Below are 15698 nucleotides of genomic sequence, written 5' to 3' on the forward strand. Positions count from 1 at the left end.
GTAAAGTGAAGTCGTAGAACCGTGATTCGACTGGCCTGTAGACTCAGGCTGTCCTCGAAACGATCCGTCGGGCCGACAATTTACAGGTTGGGCCGCGTAAGTGTGTTGGAATGTTTCAGGCGACGTGTACCCAGGCCGGGCTTTTGGCCGGGCGGGTTCGTCGAACAGGACGTCTGGTAAGACGGATGGGCGAGCGGGCGAGCAAAGCGAGAAGGGTGCACATGAGCAATGTTCCTGTTTTTTGAATTGTTATGGGTTGCTGCTGATGAAGCGACGATCAAAAATGTTGGACTGCGGGTCTATCCTGCAATGTGATGCTGATGTTGAGCATTGCGAGATACAGCGTCAATTGAGTAAAACGGCTTTTGTTCGATAATCGAACGTAAAACTAACCGGTTCGTACACTTTATGTTGCTGTAGTATTTTCACAGGCAAATACTTTACTCGCACCTCTGAATAAGGCCGGGAAAGGCCAGGAATGCGGTGCTGTCCAGTCGCGACCCAAGCAGGTCGCGTTCATCCAGGAGCTGAAAAGCATGCAGCGTTCAATTGCTACCGTATCCTTGAGCGGTACTCTGCCCGAAAAGCTCGAAGCCATCGCCGCAGCCGGCTTTGACGGCGTCGAGATTTTCGAAAACGACTTGTTGTACTACGACGGCAGCCCACGCAATATCAGGCAGATGTGTGCCGACCTGGGCATCGCCATCACCCTGTTCCAGCCGTTCCGCGATTTCGAAGGCTGCCGCCGTGACCGTCTGCAGCGCAATATCGACCGTGCCGAACGCAAATTCGATCTGATGCAGGAACTGGGCACCGATCTGGTGCTGGTCTGCAGCAATGCGTCTGCCGATTCGGTGGGCGACGAAAACATTCTGCTCGATGATCTGGGCCTGCTCGCCGAGCGCGCCGGCGCCCGTAACCTGCGCGTCGGTTATGAAGCGCTGGCCTGGGGCAAGCACGTGAACACCTGGCAACAGGTCTGGAACTTGGTGCGTCAGGTTGACCACCCGGCGCTTGGCGTGCTGCTCGACAGTTTCCATACCCTGTCGCTGAAGGGCGATCCGAGCGCCATCGCGCAGATCCCGGGCGACAAGATCTTCTTCGTGCAGATGGCCGACGCGCCGCTTCTGGCGATGGATGTACTGGAGTGGAGCCGTCATTTCCGCTGCTTCCCGGGCCAGGGGGAATTCGATCTGGCCGGCTTCCTCGCGCCGATCCTGCGCAGTGGCTACACCGGGCCGTTGTCGCTGGAAGTGTTCAACGACGGCTTCCGTGCAGCGCCGACACGCGCCAATGCCGCGGACGGTCTGCGTTCGCTACTCTATCTGGAAGAGAAAACCCGCCAGTTGATGGCGCGTGACGAGCCGGCCTCGGCTCCCGAAATCCTTTTCAATCCACCCGCTGCCAGTACCTACAATGGCGTCGAGTTTCTCGAGTTTGCCGTTGACGAGAGCCATGGCGCTCGCCTGTCGGGCTGGCTGCAACGACTGGGCTTTGCCAAGCTGGGTCAGCATCGCTCCAAGGCGGTCAGTCTGCTGGGGCAGGGCGATATCAGGATTGTGCTCAATGCCGAACCCTATTCCTTCGCCCACAGCTTCTTCGAGGCGCACGGCCCTTCGTTGTGCGCGACCGCCTTGCGTGTCGACGACGGTCATCAGTCGCTGGAGCGTGCGCGTGCCTTCAAGGGCCAGCCCTATCGTGGCCTGGTCGGCCCCAACGAACGGGAGATTCCTTCGGTCCGTGCGCCCGACGGCAGCCTGATTTATCTGGTGGATAACGCCGCACCGGGAGAATCGATTTACGACAGCGATTTTGTCGTCGATCCGCAAGCAGTCGCCAAGGGCGGGTTGCAGCGTATCGACCACATGGCCATGGCGCTGCCGGCCGACAGCCTGGACAGCTGGGTGCTGTTCTACAAAAGCATTCTGGACTTCGAGGCTGACGACGAAGTGGTCTTGCCCGACCCCTACGGCCTGGTCAAGAGCCGTGCACTGCGCAGCCGTTGCAGCACCGTGCGCCTGCCGCTGAATATTTCCGAGAATCGCAATACGGCCATTTCCCATGCGCTGTCGAGCTATCGTGGCTCGGGTGTGCACCACATCGCATTTTCCTGCGAAGACATCTTCGCCGAGGTAAGCCGTGCCAAGGAAGCGGGCGTACCCTTGTTGGACATCCCGCTCAATTACTACGATGACCTGGCGGCGCGTTTCGATTTCGACGAGGAGTTTCTCAGCGAACTGGCTTACTACAACGTGCTCTATGACCGCGATGCGCAGGGTGGCGAGTTGTTCCACGTCTACACCGATGCGTTCGACGGGCGCTTCTTTTTCGAAATCCTGCAGCGCAAGAACGGCTACGTAGGGTACGGCGCTGCCAACGTCCCGGTGCGTCTGGCTGCGATGGCCAAGGCGCGCAATGTGGCAGCACGTCAGGCGCGTCTGTAAGGCGAATCCGATTGCAGGGCTGCTGCGAGGGTTCGATGCCCTCGCAGCTTCCCTCGGTTGCCGGTCGGCTTCATACTCCGCGCATCACTCGTGGTCATGAGCCAACAATGAAAACAACTGACGACTCCGTTGCCGTTGCGTCGAAAGGGCGCAAGAACAATCCGGAAAAGACCCGCGAAGACATTCTGCAGGCCGCCGTTGCCGAGTTTGTCGCCCATGGCCTGTCGGGGGCGCGCGTCGATGCCATTGCCGAACGCACCAAAACCTCGAAACGGATGATCTATTACTACTTCGGCAGCAAAGAGCAACTGTACGTCGAAGTGCTGGAAAAACTCTACGGCGCGATTCGCAACACCGAGAGCCAGCTCAATCTGTCCGAACTCGAGCCGGTGGAAGCGATTCATCGTGTGGTCGAGTTCACCTTCGATCACCACGACAGCAATGTCGATTTCGTCCGTATCGTGTGCATCGAAAACATCCATAACGGCGAGAACGTCAAACAGTCCGAATCGATTCAGGCCAAGAGCCAGAACATCATCAGGGCGCTCGACGGCATCCTGCGTCGTGGCGAAGCCAGCGGCCTGTTTCGTGACGGTGTTCATCCGGTGGACCTGCACCTGATGATCAGCTCGTTCTGCTTCTACCGGATCTCCAATCGCCATACCTTCAGCGAGATCTTTCAGATCGAGTTGTGGAGCGAGGAGGTCAAACAGCGTCACAAGGCAATGATCTGCGACGCTGTGTTGCGTTATCTCAAACGCTGATGTTTACAACGTGTGGAAGTGCGCCATCATCCGCTCTGCATCGGCGGACTGGCCACTGAACAGTTCAAAGGCCTTGACTGCCTGAAACACCGCCATGGTGCTGCCATCCAATGTTCGGCAGCCCAATGCGCGGGCATGCTTGAGCAGCTCGGTTTCCAGCGGAAAGTAAATGATTTCCGCCACCCACAGTTCAGGCCGCAACAACTCGACCGGCAACGGCGTGCCTGGCAGTTTGGTCATGCCGACCGGTGTGGTATTGACCAGTCCGTCGGCTTCGGCCATCGCCGCAGGCAGGTCGATGCCCACCTGAGCGCGCCCGGCACCGAAGTGCTGGTTGAGGTTGTCCACCAGCCCTTGGGCGCGTTGCGGCTCGACTTCGAACACGCTGAGGCGCTCGACGCCCGCGCTCAGCAGCGCATGAGCCACGGCAGCGCCCGCGCCGCCTGCACCCATCTGCACCACCTGTTGACGTGGTGGCTTGTCCAGGCCGCGCTGGAAACCTTCGGCGAATCCCAGGCAGTCGGTATTGTGACCGATGCGCTTGCCGTCCTTGAACACCACCGTATTCACCGCGCCGATACCGCGCGCTTCATCGGACAGCTCATCCAGTAACGGGATGACCGCCTGCTTGCAGGGGAAGGTGATATTCAGGCCAGTGAAGCCGCACTGTTGGGCGCCTTCCAGAAGCTGGGGCAGGGCGTGGATGTCCACTTGCAGGGCATCGATGTCGATCAGCCGATACAGATAGCGCATGCCTTGCGCATCGCCTTCATGCTCATGCATGGCGGGCGTTCGCGAGGCCTGGATGCCCGAGCCGATGAGGCCGGCGAGGATGGAGGGTTTTTCAGCATGAGTCATAAAATACGTCTCTTGTTTTTGTGTCACTGCCCGATTGGCGGCAGGTGTTAAACGGAATGTACCAGATGGTTAATAGTGCCGCAGGCAGGAGTCGATTACCACGCAGCGATGTTGTGCGGTGATCGCACTAATCAGTGATAATCCACCGCCAGCTGCTTCAGGCTTACACGAGTCCGAGTTCCCGCATGTCCGAGTCCGTCTTCAACGCCGCACAGCAGCAAGCCAGTACGTTGTATCTGCCACCGGGCTCGTGGGCCACGGTGCTCGATTGCCTGTGCGCGAAATTTCCGGCCATCAGCCGCGAACAATGGCTGGATCGGTTTGCCCGCGGCCGGGTGCTGGACGAAAACGGCATGGCCATCGCGCCTGATCTGGCGTATCGGGAAGGGCTGCGGGTTCACTACTTTCGTGAGGTTGCCAACGAAACGCCGATCCCTGTGGTTGAAACGATCCTCTACGCCGACGAGCATCTGGTGGTGGCTGACAAGCCGCACTTCCTACCGGTGACACCCGCAGGCGAGTATGTCGAGCAAACCTTGCTGCGGCGCTTGATCCATCGCCTGGACAACCCTGATCTGGTGCCGCTGCACCGCATCGACCGGCACACCGCAGGGCTGGTGCTGTTTTCCGCCAACCGGCAGACGCGCTCGGCTTATCAGGCATTGTTTCCCACCCGGCGCATCGACAAGTTTTACCAGGCCATTGCACCAGCGCTGCCGGAACTGATATTTCCGCGTCTGCACGAGAGTCGTCTGGTCGAGGGTGAACCGTTCTTTCGCATGCAGGAAGGCGTCGGCGCGAGCAACACCCGTACGCAGATCGAGGTGCTCGAACGGCAGGATAAATTGTGGCGTTACGGGCTTTATCCGGTGACCGGCAAAAAGCATCAGTTGCGCGTGCACATGGCTGCGCTGGGCGCTGCCATCTGCAACGACCCTTTTTACCCGGACGTGGTTAAAGACCCGGTGGACGACTATCGGCATCCCTTGAAGCTGCTGGCCAGCAGCTTGCGCTTCGTCGATCCCATCAATGGCGAGCCGCGCCACTTCGAGAGCCTGTTGCAGCTCGACTGGTAGTACAGGGGCAGTGAAATGACAGGCAAAAAAAACCCGCACTCGGCGGGTTTTTTCAAATCAGTAACGCGACATCCGGATCACAGATCCTTGACGGTACGTACCTGATCCTTGTTGATGCGGGTCTGCTTGCCGTCGAGTTGCTTGAACTCGTAGAAGCCGGATTCTTCATCGTACTTCGGCGTGTCGACAGCCTGAATTTCACGACCATCGTTCAAGGTGATCACAGTGGGCGATGCGCAGCCGGCGAGGGAGGCAATGCTCAGTGCAAGCAGGAAGGCAGCGGGGAGGGTCCGTTGTTTCATTACTGTGTCTCCAGATGGATTCTTGATTTGCTGAACTCTCAGACGGATACACCGTCAGCAAGTTCCGTATACACCCGCAGCAACTTCAATGACCAGTCACTTGTTGCGGTTTTCACTGATCCCGGTCAACAGACAGGGAGTGTTCAGGTTGGCCAGGCGTGGATCACCGGCTTCCAGTTGCAGAGCGACTGGCTGCAGCGGTTCCAGAGCCCGTCTCGGACTGCGTTCGCCGGCCTGCCATGCGGCTTCCAGCGTTGCGGCGTGAGCGACAGGGATCATACCTAAAAGCGGCTGCCAGTGCTGACCTTCACGCACCATTATCGGTCGCTCCGGGTATTCAGAGGCTTTTTCGCGCAATGCGTGCAGCAACGCTTCATCGACCAAAGGTGCGTCGCAGGGCAGGATCAGCAACCATCGATGCCGCGCCAGGGGCAGTGCGGCGCGAATCCCGGCCAGAGGGCCGTTGAAATCGGTATCGTCGTCCTGCACCAGTCTATCGGCGTAACGCGCATAGCGATCGATATTGCGATTGCAGGAAATGATCAGATCGTCGGTCAGCGGCCGGGTCAGACGATGCAGATGTTCGATAAGCGGGGTGCCCTGCCATTCGATCAGGCCCTTGTCGCGCCCGCCCATGCGCTGTCCCCGGCCTCCGGCCAGCAGCAGAATAGAGCAGGGCGGCAGTGGGGCAGGAACATTCATCGAACACTCGTCGGGCAGTCAAAAGGAGGGCTGTGATATAACACCCGCCTGTTTTCTTAACAACTGGATGAGGCCATGAAAGCCAAGGCTGACACACCTTTCGTACCCCTTAATATCGCCGTACTGACCGTCAGCGATACCCGCACCCGTGAAACCGATACCTCGGGGCAGATGTTTGTCGACCGCCTGACCGACGCAGGCCATGGTTTGATCGAGCGCGTGCTGCTCAAGGATGACCTGTACAAGATCCGCGCTCAGGTAGCGACCTGGATTGCCGACGATCAGGTGCAGGTCGTGCTGATCACCGGTGGCACCGGCTTTACCGGCCGCGACAGCACACCTGAAGCCGTAGCCTGCCTGCTGGACAAGCAAGTCGATGGTTTTGGCGAGCTGTTCCGGCAGATCTCGGTGCCGGATATCGGCACGTCCACCATTCAGTCCCGCGCGCTGGCCGGCCTGTCCAATGGCACGCTGGTCTGCTGCCTGCCAGGGTCCACCAATGCGGTGCGCACGGCATGGGACGGCATTCTTGCCCAGCAGCTGGACTCGCGTTTCCGTCCCTGCAACTTTGTGCCTCACCTCAAGCAGGCCGAGCCCTGTGCGACTCGTGGTTGAGTGCTCATGAGCAACGAGCCGAAAACACTGCTGCCTGTTGAAGACGCCATTGCGCGTCTGTTGAAAATGGCCGAAGCCACGCCGATCACCGAGCGCCAATGCGTCTCGCTGGCCGATGCCGAAGGCCGCGTACTGGCAGTGGATCTGGTCTCCACGCTGGATCTGCCGCCTTGGCCGAACAGCGCCATGGACGGTTATGCCTTGCGCGCGGCGGACTGGCACGGCGAGCCGTTGACGGTCAGTCAGCGTATCTTCGCTGGTCAGGCCCCCGAGCCTCTGGCCCCTGGCACCTGCGCGCGTATCTTCACTGGCGCGCCGATGCCCGAAGGCGCTGACTGCGTCGAGATGCAGGAAAACGCTGAGGTGCTGACGGATCAGCGTGTGCGGTTCAACGAACCGCTGGGCGCCGGGCAGAATATTCGTCCGCAAGGCCAGGAAACCCGGGTCGGCGATACTGTGCTGGCCGCCGGCACGCGGCTGGGTCCGATCGAACTGGGTCTGGCGGCCTCGCTGGGCCTCGCCGAGCTGGAGGTCATTCGCCGCGTGCGGGTCGCGGTGCTGTCCACGGGCGATGAGTTGATTGAGCCCGGTCAGCCGTTGGGGCCGGGACAGATCTATAACAGCAACCGGGTGTTGCTGTGCAGCTGGCTGAAGCGGCTTCAATGCGAGGTCGTGGATGCCGGCATCCTGCCGGACGATCTGGAAAAGACGCGTGCTGCGCTGGCGAATCTGCAGGGTGTCGATCTGATTCTCTCCACGGGCGGAGTGTCCGTGGGCGAAGCTGATTTCCTCGGCCACGCATTGCGTGAGGAGGGCGAGCTGACGCTCTGGAAGCTGGCTATCAAGCCTGGCAAGCCGCTGACCTTCGGGCATTTTCGGGGTGTGCCGGTGATCGGTCTGCCTGGCAATCCAGCCTCTACGCTGGTTACCTTCGCTTTGCTGGCCAGGGCTTACCTGCTGCGTCGCCAGGGCGTGATCGACGTCGCCCCCTTGCAGTTTCCGGTGCCGGCCGGGTTTGTCTGGACGCGTCCTGGCAATCGTCGCGAGTACCTGCGCGGCCGTCTGGAGCAGGGCCGGGCGGTGGCGTATCGCAATCAGAGTTCGGGAGTCCTGCGCAGCGCTGCGTGGGCCGATGGTCTGATTGAAGTGCGCGAAGGCTCGACCGTTGCCGAAGGTGACTGGGTCAATTTCATTCCGTTGAGTGAGGTGCTGGGCTGAGTGCATTCGAATGGTAGGGCGGGTACGCATGAGCTACGCTCAACAACGCTGACACAGTGGGCAACCGGACTTCGCCCTGGAGTATTGTTATGGCGCCATTGAGAGTGGCTTGTGTGATCCCGACCTACAACGGACGCAAGGATCTGGAACGTCTGCTGGATTCACTGGCTGCGCAGACTGCCAGTTTCGATACGCTGATCGTGGACTCCAGTTCCTCGGATGGCACGCTGGAGCTGGCGCAAGCCCGATGTGCCAATGTGCTGCGCATCGACAGCAAGGATTTCAACCACGGTGGTACCCGACAGATGATGGTCGATCTGCATCCTGACTATGATGTGTATGTCTTCATGACCCAGGATGCGTACGTTGAAGACATCAATGCCATCGCCAACATTCTGCTGCCGTTCGCCGACCCGAAGGTCGGTGCTGTGTGCGGGCGACAGTTGCCGCACAAGGACGCCAACCTGCTGGCCCAGCATGCGCGGCTGTTCAATTACCCGCCGACCTCGCAGATCAAGACGCTCGCCGACGCCGGTACGCTGGGTATCAAGACGCCATTCATGTCCAACTCGTTTGCGGCCTATCGAGGCGAAGCGTTGCGGGCCATTGGCGGTTTTCCGCGGCATGTGATCCTTTCGGAGGACATGTACGTCACCGCAAAAATGCTTATCGATGGCTGGAAAGCGGCTTACGAAGGCTCGGCTGTATGCCGTCATTCCCATAATTACAGCCTGCGCGAAGAGTTTCGCCGTTACTTTGATATCGGCGTGTTCCAGGCCCGTGAGGCGTGGATCTACGAAACCTTTGGCGGCATTGGCGGCGAGGGCATACGTTACGTCAAGTCCGAGCTGAAATTCCTCGGTCCCCGGCGAATCCTCTGGTGGCCTGTGTCGTTCGTGCGCAATGCGCTGAAGCTGCTGGCCTACAAGCTGAGCCGACAGGAAAAGCGCTTGCCGCGCGGCGTGAAGAAGAAGCTCGGCATGTACGCGCGCTACTGGGACAGCCCTTACGCCTGAGTTGCGCCGCAAACCAGGCCTGCGGCGTATGAGCAGGTCAGCTTTTTGCGGCTTCTTCGTCCAGACGGTCTGCCTCGAACAGTTGCGCGAGGTCGGCCCTGGCTTCGCGGGCGGTCTGCAGCACCTTGGCGTCGTCGTCATACACCTCATGCTGAGCGGCCAGCACCTGTTCGTCGTGACGCTTGAAGCGACTGATGCGTGCGTCGGCCTGTGTTTCGCTGAGGCCCAGGCCCATGAGGGTCTGGCGACTCATTTCCAGGCTTGAGTAGAACGTTTCGCGAACTGCGTGAGCCCCCAGGTCCATCAACCGATGAACATGCTGGCGGTTACGTGCGCGAGCAATGATCTTCATGTGCGGATACAGTTTGCGAATCAGCTCGGCAGTCTTGATGTTGGTGTCCGGATCATCGGTCGCGATGACAAAGAATTCGGCCTCATCGACCTTGGCGGCACGCAATATTTCCGGGCGCAGCGGGTCGCCATAGAAGACCGGGACATTGCCGAAGCTGCGTGAGAACTCGATGGACTCTACGGCGGTGTCCAAAGCGATGAAAGGAATCTTCTGCGCGCGCAGGATACGCGCGACGATTTGCCCCATACGGCCCATGCCGGCAATGACCACCCGTGGTTTGTCGGTCTGGATATCGCGGTACTCGTCCGGCACCTCGACGGGCTTGATTCTGGGTTTGATCCAGCGCGCCAGGGCAATGAACAGCAACGGTGTGATCGCCATCGACAAGGTGATGGTCAACACCAGCATGTCGTACAGCCCGGCCTCGAACAGCCCCTGAGCGCTGCCGATCTTGAACACCACGAAGGCAAACTCGCCGCCTGCGGCCAGTACCAGGCCCAACTGCAACGCGCTGCGGTTGTTGAGTTCGCCAAGGGTGCGACCGATCAGGAACAGCATCGGCAGCTTGATTGCGATCAGCAGCAGCGTCAGGCCCAGCACGATCAGCGGCGAGCTGAGCAACAGGCCGACGTTGGCGCCCATGCCGACGCTGATAAAGAACAGCCCCAGCAGCAATCCCTTGAACGGTTCGATCTGTGCTTCCAGTTCGTGACGGTACTCGGAGTCGGCCAGCAGCAGGCCAGCGAGAAACGCGCCCAGCGCCATGGACACCCCCACCAGTTCCATCAGCCACGCCGTGCCTATCACCACCAGCAAGGCCGTGGCGGTCGAGACTTCCTGGATTTTGGTCTTGGCGACGATACGAAACACCGGACGCAGCAAATAGCGTCCGCCAATCACCACAATGGCAATGCTGCCCAGCACGCGCAGGCCGTGGTTGATGCTTTCGCCGGTGTCCATCGCGTGATCGGCCCCGGCCAGGAATGGCACCATCGCAATCAGCGGGATCGCCGCGATGTCCTGAAACAGCAGAATGGCGAACGCCATCCTGCCGTGCGGGCTGTTCAGTTGTTTGCGCTCCGCCAGGCTCTGCAGGCCAAAGGCCGTGGACGACAGGGCAAGGCCGAGGCCCAGAATGACCGCAGTGTTCAGCGACTGGCCGAAGGCAGCGAAGGCGACCCCGCCGATGATCAGGCCGGTGAGTAGCACCTGCGCCATGCCGACGCCAAACACGGATTTGCGCATCACCCATAAACGTTTGGGCGAAAGCTCCAGGCCAATGATGAACAGCAGCAGTACTACGCCAAGTTCGGAAATATGGCTGACGCTCTCGGTATCGCCGATCAGACCCAATACCGAAGGGCCGATGATCACGCCGGCGAACAGATAGCCGATCACCGCGCCCAGCTTCAGCCGCTTGGCCAACGGCACAGTCAGCACGGCGGCGAGTAGAAACACTACTGCGACCTGCAGCAGGCTGCCTTCATGGGGCATGTGAAACTCCTTGGTAATGATTGAACACACTGTTGAAGCAGGGGCGGTATTAAAGCATGGGAGTTTTACACGGCAACGCGCATCGCGGCATGACGATAATCAACGTCGTTAATAAAACGTGCAGGAGAGGGCGCGCAGGAGAGTGAGGCGAGACAGAGGGTGACGATGCCATCCGTCGCGCATCGGCGTAAGATATGCGCGCAAACAGGCAGCGTCAGTTGCCAGCTCATGAGCATTCAGGAAGCCGTTATGACCAACAAGCAGCGTTTGATTTACTCGATTCTGATCGCCCTCGGCGTTCTGGCGATCATGCTGGGCTTGTCGCATCTGCAAAACACCGGTGCCATCACCGAAAAGACCTTTCAGTACATCGCTATCAGCGTGGCGGTGCTGGTAGTGATCCTCAACGGCATCATGCGTCGCAAGGTCAAGCGCTAAGCGCTGATGGTCGATGCGGCAAGGGGGCTGTGCTTACTGGGCGCTGTCCTTGCCGACGTCTCCCAGCCATTCCCGGGCGCGAGGGTGCAGACTGTAGGTCTTGTCGTCGTTGAGGTGGATCACGCCCTCGTCGCACAGACGCTTGAGCACCTCGCGCACGCTCAGAAACGATAGCGGCACATCGAGCCTGAGCAACTGGCTGTGTACGCCGCGCACTCCCAGGGGATGGCCTTCCTCGCTCGAGACCAGCAGCGCATCGAGCACCTTGAGCCTGACCAGGCTGGTGCGCAGGCCAAAGCTTTTCAGGAGCATCCGGATGTGCTCGTTTCCGGGGCGCTCGGCCTCCAGAGCGGGCGACTGTGCCTGCGCAGCCAGTGCGGTTTGCCGCAGCAGGGTGCGAGTCGTGATTCCTTGGCGATTGAACATCCGTAAACTCCTTTTCAGGCTTTTTTTTAAACACTCTCGATTACTAAGACGAACGAGCTCGGCAAAACCTCAGTTATCAGCGGAAAAAAATGTGCGGCTCAACGTGTACAGGCTCGCTGCAGCGTTGTGCGCTTGAGGTTAGATGAACAATCGTCGGTCGCGAGGAGATTATTCCGACGGTGGGCGCAGTCGAAGTCGCTGCGCATCGGCAAGACTGCGAGTGCGATCAGCCTTTCGGTGTGTCGGAGGTACGGCGATTGAGCACCGGATTGCCGTTCTGATTCTGCGTCACGTAAACCGGCAGCACCTTGGGCAGAGAAGTCAGCAGGCTCGACAGGTCATGGGTGTTGTAACTGCCGCCCAGGCGCATGGCACCGGTTGCGCTGTCCGCCAGCAGGATAGGTGTTTGCAGGTAGCGATTGATCAGCGGCAGTGCCTGGCTGAGCGGCAGATCATTGAAGATCAGCTTGCCATTGCGCCACGCCAGGCTGGTATCGCGTGCTTCGGTCTGGCTGATCAGTGGAGCATCGTCGCCCGCCTTGTAGCTGGCCTGCATGCCAGGGGCGAGAGGGTGGTTCGAAGAAGGATGTGCACGATCACTGGTGACCTGAACCGATCCCTCGACCAGCGTCACGCGTACCTGATCCTGGTACATCCATACATTGAAACGTGTGCCGGTGACCCTGATGCTGCCTGAGCCGGCGTCGACAACAAAGGGGTGGGTGTTGTCGTGGCTGACCTCAAAGAACGCCTCGCCCTTTTTCAGCGTGACGCTGCGTCGATCCCGGTAATTGGCATAAGTCAATTCGGTACCCAGGTTCAGCTCGGCGCGGCTGCCGTCTTCCAGCATGACCAGGCGTGTGGTGGTATCGGCGTTGTAAGTTTCGTAGGTATCAGGCAGCCAGCCTTGATGCCAGCCGACGTACCCGGCAATCGGTAGCGCCAGGGCAACGACCGCTGCGGCTGCGGCCAGTTTTGCCCAGCGGCGACCGCGACGAGGCCGAACCTGACCGGGCCGGTCAGCCTGGGCTTGGCGCACAGGTGCCGGGTTAAGCGGTTCGATTTGCCCGGTGATATCCCAGACTTCCAGCATGGCGTTGTATTCGACCGCATGCAGGGGGTGGGCCTTCAGCCATTGCTCGAATGCTTTTCGTTCGGCAGCGGTACAGTCTTCTGCATGCAGGCGCATGCACCAATGCGCAGCGGCATCGGTGATCGCGTCGTGTTCTGCGTTGCTGAAAAGAGGGTCGCTCATGGGCGCTCCGGCCTATACCTTCGGCGCATTCTACCCTTTGATTTCAGGTAGAGAGAACATTTGCCGGCTATTGCCTATCAAGGTGCTGCGTATTTTCTGGTGAATGCAAGCTGCTCTCATTGAAAACTATCCGTCGCAGTCTGCCCGCCGCAATGAAGTTAGTGCCCGGGGAGTGTCTTTGCAGAGTCCTCGGCGCTACTCTCGGAACCTGTCTTCGCCTTGTCGTTCTCGCTAGCGTTCTCGATCTACCGCCATGAACAGGAGTTTCAGATGCGCGCCAACCCTGCCGATCAGTCGACCCGGACCGTTTCCTTTGAGCAACTGACAGATCTGTTGCGCCGGATCTTCCTTGCCCACGGCACCTGCACGGAGGTTGCCGACGTGCTGGCCGAGAACTGCGCCAGCGCTCAGCGCGACGGCTCGCATAGCCATGGCATCTTTCGTATTCCCGGCTATCTCTCATCGCTGGCCAGCGGTTGGGTGAACGGCAAGGCTGTGCCGGTGGTCGAGGATGTCGGCGCTGCGTTTGTCCGGGTCGACGCCGGGGGCGGCTTTGCCCAGCCTGCACTGGCGGCGGCCAGAGCCTTGTTGATCGACAAGGCACGCAGTGCCGGAATTGCGGTTCTGGCCATCCGCAACTCTCATCACTTCGCTGCGTTATGGCCGGATGTCGAGCCTTTCGCCGAACAGGGGCTGGTTGCCCTGAGCATGGTCAACAGCATGACCTGCGTTGTGCCGCATGGTGCGCGTCAGCCTCTGTTCGGCACCAACCCGATTGCTTTCGCCGCGCCCCGTGCAGGCGGCGAGCCTATTGTTTTCGACCTGGCGACCAGCGCCATCGCCCACGGTGATGTACAGATCGCCGCACGTGAAGGTCGGCTGTTACCAGCGGGCATGGGTGTCGATCGCGACGGCCAGCCCACTGAAGAGCCGCGCGCCATTCTCGAGGGTGGCGCGTTGTTGCCGTTCGGCGGGCACAAGGGTTCGGCATTGTCGATGATGGTCGAGCTGCTGGCCGCAGGGCTGACAGAGGGCAATTTCTCGTTCGAATTCGACTGGTCGAAGCATCCCGGTGCGCAGACGCCCTGGACCGGCCAGTTGCTGATCGTCATCGATCCTGACAAGGGCAGCGGTCAGTCGTTTGCACAGCGCAGTGAGGAACTGGTGCGGCAACTGCATGGGGCCGGGCAGGAGCGTCTGCCGGGGGATCGACGCTACAGCGAGCGCGCGCGATCAATGGCGCACGGTATCAGCATCGCCCAGGCTGATCTGGAACGCCTGCAGACCCTGGCGGGGCATTGAGCCATTTACACATTCACCGACCATTCGTCGCGACCGGTCTTGTATCGGCGCGCAGTTCAAAATACTGTATGCATGAACAGTAAAGAGCGAATGAGGTCTGTCATGTCCCTTAAGTCAGCGCAAAGCCCGGTTGCTCAACAACATCGCATGCTCTCTGCAGCCAATGAAATGCAGCGTGAGGATTTTCTCCAGTTGGCGGCCGCACTGCGCCAGTTCAATGCCTACGAGCCAGAGGTGTCGATAGTCATCGCGGCTGCCCGCGCGGGCGGCGAATACCGCCAGGCTGGCTCGATGGAATAAGGTGGCTGATCACAGCCACGGCACGTCTCGGGTTGATTGTGAGTATACGCAGCGTATATGCTTCATATATTCAACTTGAGGTGAATCATGGGTCTGGTAAAAATTTCCGAAAACATGCACGCCAATCTGCGCTCTGCCAGCGTTGCGCTCAGCCGCTCGATCAATGCGCAGGCCGAGCACTGGATGCGTGTCGGTATGCTCGCTGAACTGCACCCGACGCTGGATTACAGCGAGATCTGCCAGATGCTGATCCGTCTCGAAAATGCCGGTGAGACCGTGCTGACCGCTTCGAACTTCAACGTCTCGGAGCTTTCAGCTTCCAGCCTTTCCAAGGCGGTCTCATGAGCAGCGCTATCGGTCTCAAGACCGAACAGGACCTCGTGCAACTGCGCATAGCCGGCAGACTGGCTGCCGATGTACTTGCGATGATCACGCCTTACGTCAAGGAGGGCGTCAGCACCGAAGCGCTTGACGACATCTGCAACGAATACATTGTCAAAGAGCTGAAAGTGATTCCTGCGAATGTGGGCTATCACGGTTTTACCAAGACCACCTGCATCTCTCCGAACGCCGTGGTGTGCCATGGCATACCTTCTGCCACCGATATCCTCAAGGAAGGCGATATCGTCAATATCGATGTCGCGGTCATCAAGGACGGCTGGTATGGCGATACCAGCCGTATGTACCTGGTGGGTGAGGTCAGCCCCCTGGCCAGGCGTCTGGTCGAGACGACCTATGAGGCAACCCGCGCCGGTATTCATGCTGTGCGTCCGGGGGCAACCCTGGGTGATATCGGCTACGCCATCCAGAGCGTCGCTCATCGCGAAGGCTTCAGCGTAGTGCGTGAATATTGCGGACACGGCATTGGGCGCAAGTACCATGAAGAGCCGCAGGTTTTGCACTACGGTGCGCAGGGCAAAGGCCTCAGGCTCAAGCCGGGCATGGTGTTCACCATTGAACCGATGATCAATGCGGGCAGGGCGGGCACCCGGACGTTGCCGGATGGCTGGACGGTTTTGACCAGCGACCTTTCACTGTCTGCGCAGTGGGAGCATATGGTTGCCGTCACCTCGACCGGTTTCGAGCTGCTGACGCCATGGCCTGATGGCACAGGCGCTTACCCTGCCATTTGATCC

General features: G+C 59.7%; 17 protein-coding genes. 11 read left to right on the forward strand and 6 right to left on the reverse strand.

Going from position 1 to position 15698, the window contains the following annotated elements; genetic code table 11:
* Window positions 1-536 precede the first annotated feature (536 nt).
* The gene (gene quiC / locus ACW55A_RS17075) at window positions 537-2444 is read left to right on the forward strand and encodes a 3-dehydroshikimate dehydratase QuiC (protein ID WP_044308288.1); all 1908 of its coding nucleotides are present in this window, start codon (window positions 537-539) and stop codon (window positions 2442-2444) included.
* Window positions 2445-2551: 107 nt separating this feature from the next.
* Complete coding sequence (locus tag ACW55A_RS17080) at window positions 2552-3208, forward strand: TetR/AcrR family transcriptional regulator (RefSeq protein ID WP_003416207.1); 657 nt, start codon at window positions 2552-2554, stop codon at window positions 3206-3208.
* Between the two features lie 3 nt (window positions 3209-3211).
* On the opposite strand, the gene ACW55A_RS17085 is transcribed toward ACW55A_RS17080, so the two are convergent.
* Window positions 3212-4066, reverse strand: coding sequence for a shikimate dehydrogenase (locus ACW55A_RS17085; RefSeq protein ID WP_455807757.1), 855 nt, complete (start codon window positions 4064-4066; stop codon window positions 3212-3214).
* Window positions 4067-4251: 185 nt separating this feature from the next.
* On the opposite strand from ACW55A_RS17085, the gene ACW55A_RS17090 reads away from it, so the two are divergent.
* Window positions 4252-5142 (forward strand): pseudouridine synthase, encoded by an 891-nt coding sequence (locus tag ACW55A_RS17090; RefSeq protein ID WP_455807756.1) that lies wholly within the window; start codon window positions 4252-4254, stop codon window positions 5140-5142.
* A gap of 77 nt (window positions 5143-5219) precedes the next feature.
* On the opposite strand, the gene ACW55A_RS17095 is transcribed toward ACW55A_RS17090, so the two are convergent.
* Entirely contained in the window at window positions 5220-5444 is a 225-nt protein-coding gene (locus ACW55A_RS17095) for a YgdI/YgdR family lipoprotein (protein WP_002553129.1), read from the reverse strand.
* A gap of 96 nt (window positions 5445-5540) precedes the next feature.
* Window positions 5541-6146 carry a molybdenum cofactor guanylyltransferase MobA gene (mobA, locus tag ACW55A_RS17100; protein WP_024663339.1) on the reverse strand — a complete coding sequence of 202 codons (606 nt, stop codon included), beginning with the start codon at window positions 6144-6146 and terminating at the stop codon, window positions 5541-5543.
* Window positions 6147-6221: 75 nt separating this feature from the next.
* Here mobA and moaB point away from each other — a divergent pair, with 75 nt between their 5' ends.
* The 3 genes from moaB to ACW55A_RS17115 all read left to right on the forward strand — a co-directional run bounded on the left by moaB (window position 6222) and on the right by ACW55A_RS17115 (window position 8995).
* Window positions 6222-6761, forward strand: coding sequence for a molybdenum cofactor biosynthesis protein B (gene moaB, locus ACW55A_RS17105; RefSeq protein ID WP_002553131.1), 540 nt, complete (start codon window positions 6222-6224; stop codon window positions 6759-6761).
* A 6-nt stretch (window positions 6762-6767) separates the two neighbouring features.
* Window positions 6768-7979 carry a molybdopterin molybdotransferase MoeA gene (locus ACW55A_RS17110; protein ID WP_003433014.1) on the forward strand — a complete coding sequence of 404 codons (1212 nt, stop codon included), beginning with the start codon at window positions 6768-6770 and terminating at the stop codon, window positions 7977-7979.
* Window positions 7980-8068: 89 nt separating this feature from the next.
* On the forward strand, window positions 8069-8995 hold the full coding sequence (locus tag ACW55A_RS17115) for a glycosyltransferase family 2 protein (protein WP_498811089.1): 927 nt from the start codon (window positions 8069-8071) through the stop codon (window positions 8993-8995).
* 37 nt (window positions 8996-9032) lie between these two features.
* Here the strand turns inward: ACW55A_RS17115 and ACW55A_RS17120 are convergent, their stop codons facing one another.
* A complete protein-coding gene (locus ACW55A_RS17120; protein ID WP_058397558.1) occupies window positions 9033-10841 on the reverse strand; it encodes a monovalent cation:proton antiporter-2 (CPA2) family protein in 1809 nt (602 codons plus the stop codon).
* Between the two features lie 249 nt (window positions 10842-11090).
* Between ACW55A_RS17120 and ACW55A_RS17125 the strand changes: the two genes are divergently transcribed.
* Window positions 11091-11279, forward strand: a complete 189-nt coding sequence (locus ACW55A_RS17125; RefSeq protein ID WP_003366968.1) for a hypothetical protein — start codon at window positions 11091-11093, stop codon at window positions 11277-11279.
* Window positions 11280-11312: 33 nt separating this feature from the next.
* On the opposite strand, the gene ACW55A_RS17130 is transcribed toward ACW55A_RS17125, so the two are convergent.
* Together ACW55A_RS17130 and ACW55A_RS17135 are read right to left on the reverse strand one after the other, a co-directional pair.
* Window positions 11313-11705, reverse strand: a complete 393-nt coding sequence (locus tag ACW55A_RS17130) for a Fe2+/Zn2+ uptake regulation protein (RefSeq protein WP_024663342.1) — start codon at window positions 11703-11705, stop codon at window positions 11313-11315.
* Window positions 11706-11931: 226 nt separating this feature from the next.
* Window positions 11932-12960: a FecR family protein gene (locus ACW55A_RS17135; RefSeq protein ID WP_060707591.1), complete on the reverse strand. Its 1029-nt coding sequence runs from the start codon at window positions 12958-12960 to the stop codon at window positions 11932-11934.
* A 270-nt stretch (window positions 12961-13230) separates the two neighbouring features.
* On the opposite strand from ACW55A_RS17135, the gene ACW55A_RS17140 reads away from it, so the two are divergent.
* The 4 genes from ACW55A_RS17140 (at window position 13231) to map (ending at window position 15695) form a co-directional block, all read left to right on the forward strand.
* Window positions 13231-14262 (forward strand): Ldh family oxidoreductase, encoded by a 1032-nt coding sequence (locus tag ACW55A_RS17140; RefSeq protein WP_455807754.1) that lies wholly within the window; start codon window positions 13231-13233, stop codon window positions 14260-14262.
* A 102-nt stretch (window positions 14263-14364) separates the two neighbouring features.
* The gene (locus tag ACW55A_RS17145; RefSeq protein WP_003366979.1) at window positions 14365-14562 is read left to right on the forward strand and encodes a hypothetical protein; all 198 of its coding nucleotides are present in this window, start codon (window positions 14365-14367) and stop codon (window positions 14560-14562) included.
* 87 nt (window positions 14563-14649) lie between these two features.
* Window positions 14650-14907, forward strand: a complete 258-nt coding sequence (locus tag ACW55A_RS17150) for a ParD-like family protein (RefSeq protein WP_003366981.1) — start codon at window positions 14650-14652, stop codon at window positions 14905-14907.
* Window positions 14904-15695 (forward strand): type I methionyl aminopeptidase, encoded by a 792-nt coding sequence (gene map, locus ACW55A_RS17155; RefSeq protein WP_498811091.1) that lies wholly within the window; start codon window positions 14904-14906, stop codon window positions 15693-15695. Before ACW55A_RS17150 ends, map begins: the two co-directional genes overlap by 4 nt.
* Window positions 15696-15698 lie beyond the last annotated feature (3 nt).

The sequence above is a fragment of the Plantibacter cousiniae (nom. nud.) genome (genome assembly GCF_977070315.1).

Bases quoted from the DNA above. Each gene is read 5' to 3' on its own strand.
- quiC (WP_044308288.1), top strand. From the start codon at position 537: ATGCAGCGTTCAATTGCTACCGTATCCTTGAGCGGTACTCTGCCCGAA.
- ACW55A_RS17080 (WP_003416207.1), top strand. From the start codon at position 2,552: ATGAAAACAACTGACGACTCCGTTGCCGTTGCGTCGAAAGGGCGCAAG.
- ACW55A_RS17085 (WP_455807757.1), bottom strand. From the start codon at position 4,066: ATGACTCATGCTGAAAAACCCTCCATCCTCGCCGGCCTCATCGGCTCG.
- ACW55A_RS17090 (WP_455807756.1), top strand. From the start codon at position 4,252: ATGTCCGAGTCCGTCTTCAACGCCGCACAGCAGCAAGCCAGTACGTTG.
- ACW55A_RS17095 (WP_002553129.1), bottom strand. From the start codon at position 5,444: ATGAAACAACGGACCCTCCCCGCTGCCTTCCTGCTTGCACTGAGCATT.
- mobA (WP_024663339.1), bottom strand. From the start codon at position 6,146: ATGAATGTTCCTGCCCCACTGCCGCCCTGCTCTATTCTGCTGCTGGCC.
- moaB (WP_002553131.1), top strand. From the start codon at position 6,222: ATGAAAGCCAAGGCTGACACACCTTTCGTACCCCTTAATATCGCCGTA.
- ACW55A_RS17110 (WP_003433014.1), top strand. From the start codon at position 6,768: ATGAGCAACGAGCCGAAAACACTGCTGCCTGTTGAAGACGCCATTGCG.
- ACW55A_RS17115 (WP_498811089.1), top strand. From the start codon at position 8,069: ATGGCGCCATTGAGAGTGGCTTGTGTGATCCCGACCTACAACGGACGC.
- ACW55A_RS17120 (WP_058397558.1), bottom strand. From the start codon at position 10,841: ATGCCCCATGAAGGCAGCCTGCTGCAGGTCGCAGTAGTGTTTCTACTC.
- ACW55A_RS17125 (WP_003366968.1), top strand. From the start codon at position 11,091: ATGACCAACAAGCAGCGTTTGATTTACTCGATTCTGATCGCCCTCGGC.
- ACW55A_RS17130 (WP_024663342.1), bottom strand. From the start codon at position 11,705: ATGTTCAATCGCCAAGGAATCACGACTCGCACCCTGCTGCGGCAAACC.
- ACW55A_RS17135 (WP_060707591.1), bottom strand. From the start codon at position 12,960: ATGAGCGACCCTCTTTTCAGCAACGCAGAACACGACGCGATCACCGAT.
- ACW55A_RS17140 (WP_455807754.1), top strand. From the start codon at position 13,231: ATGCGCGCCAACCCTGCCGATCAGTCGACCCGGACCGTTTCCTTTGAG.
- ACW55A_RS17145 (WP_003366979.1), top strand. From the start codon at position 14,365: ATGTCCCTTAAGTCAGCGCAAAGCCCGGTTGCTCAACAACATCGCATG.
- ACW55A_RS17150 (WP_003366981.1), top strand. From the start codon at position 14,650: ATGGGTCTGGTAAAAATTTCCGAAAACATGCACGCCAATCTGCGCTCT.
- map (WP_498811091.1), top strand. From the start codon at position 14,904: ATGAGCAGCGCTATCGGTCTCAAGACCGAACAGGACCTCGTGCAACTG.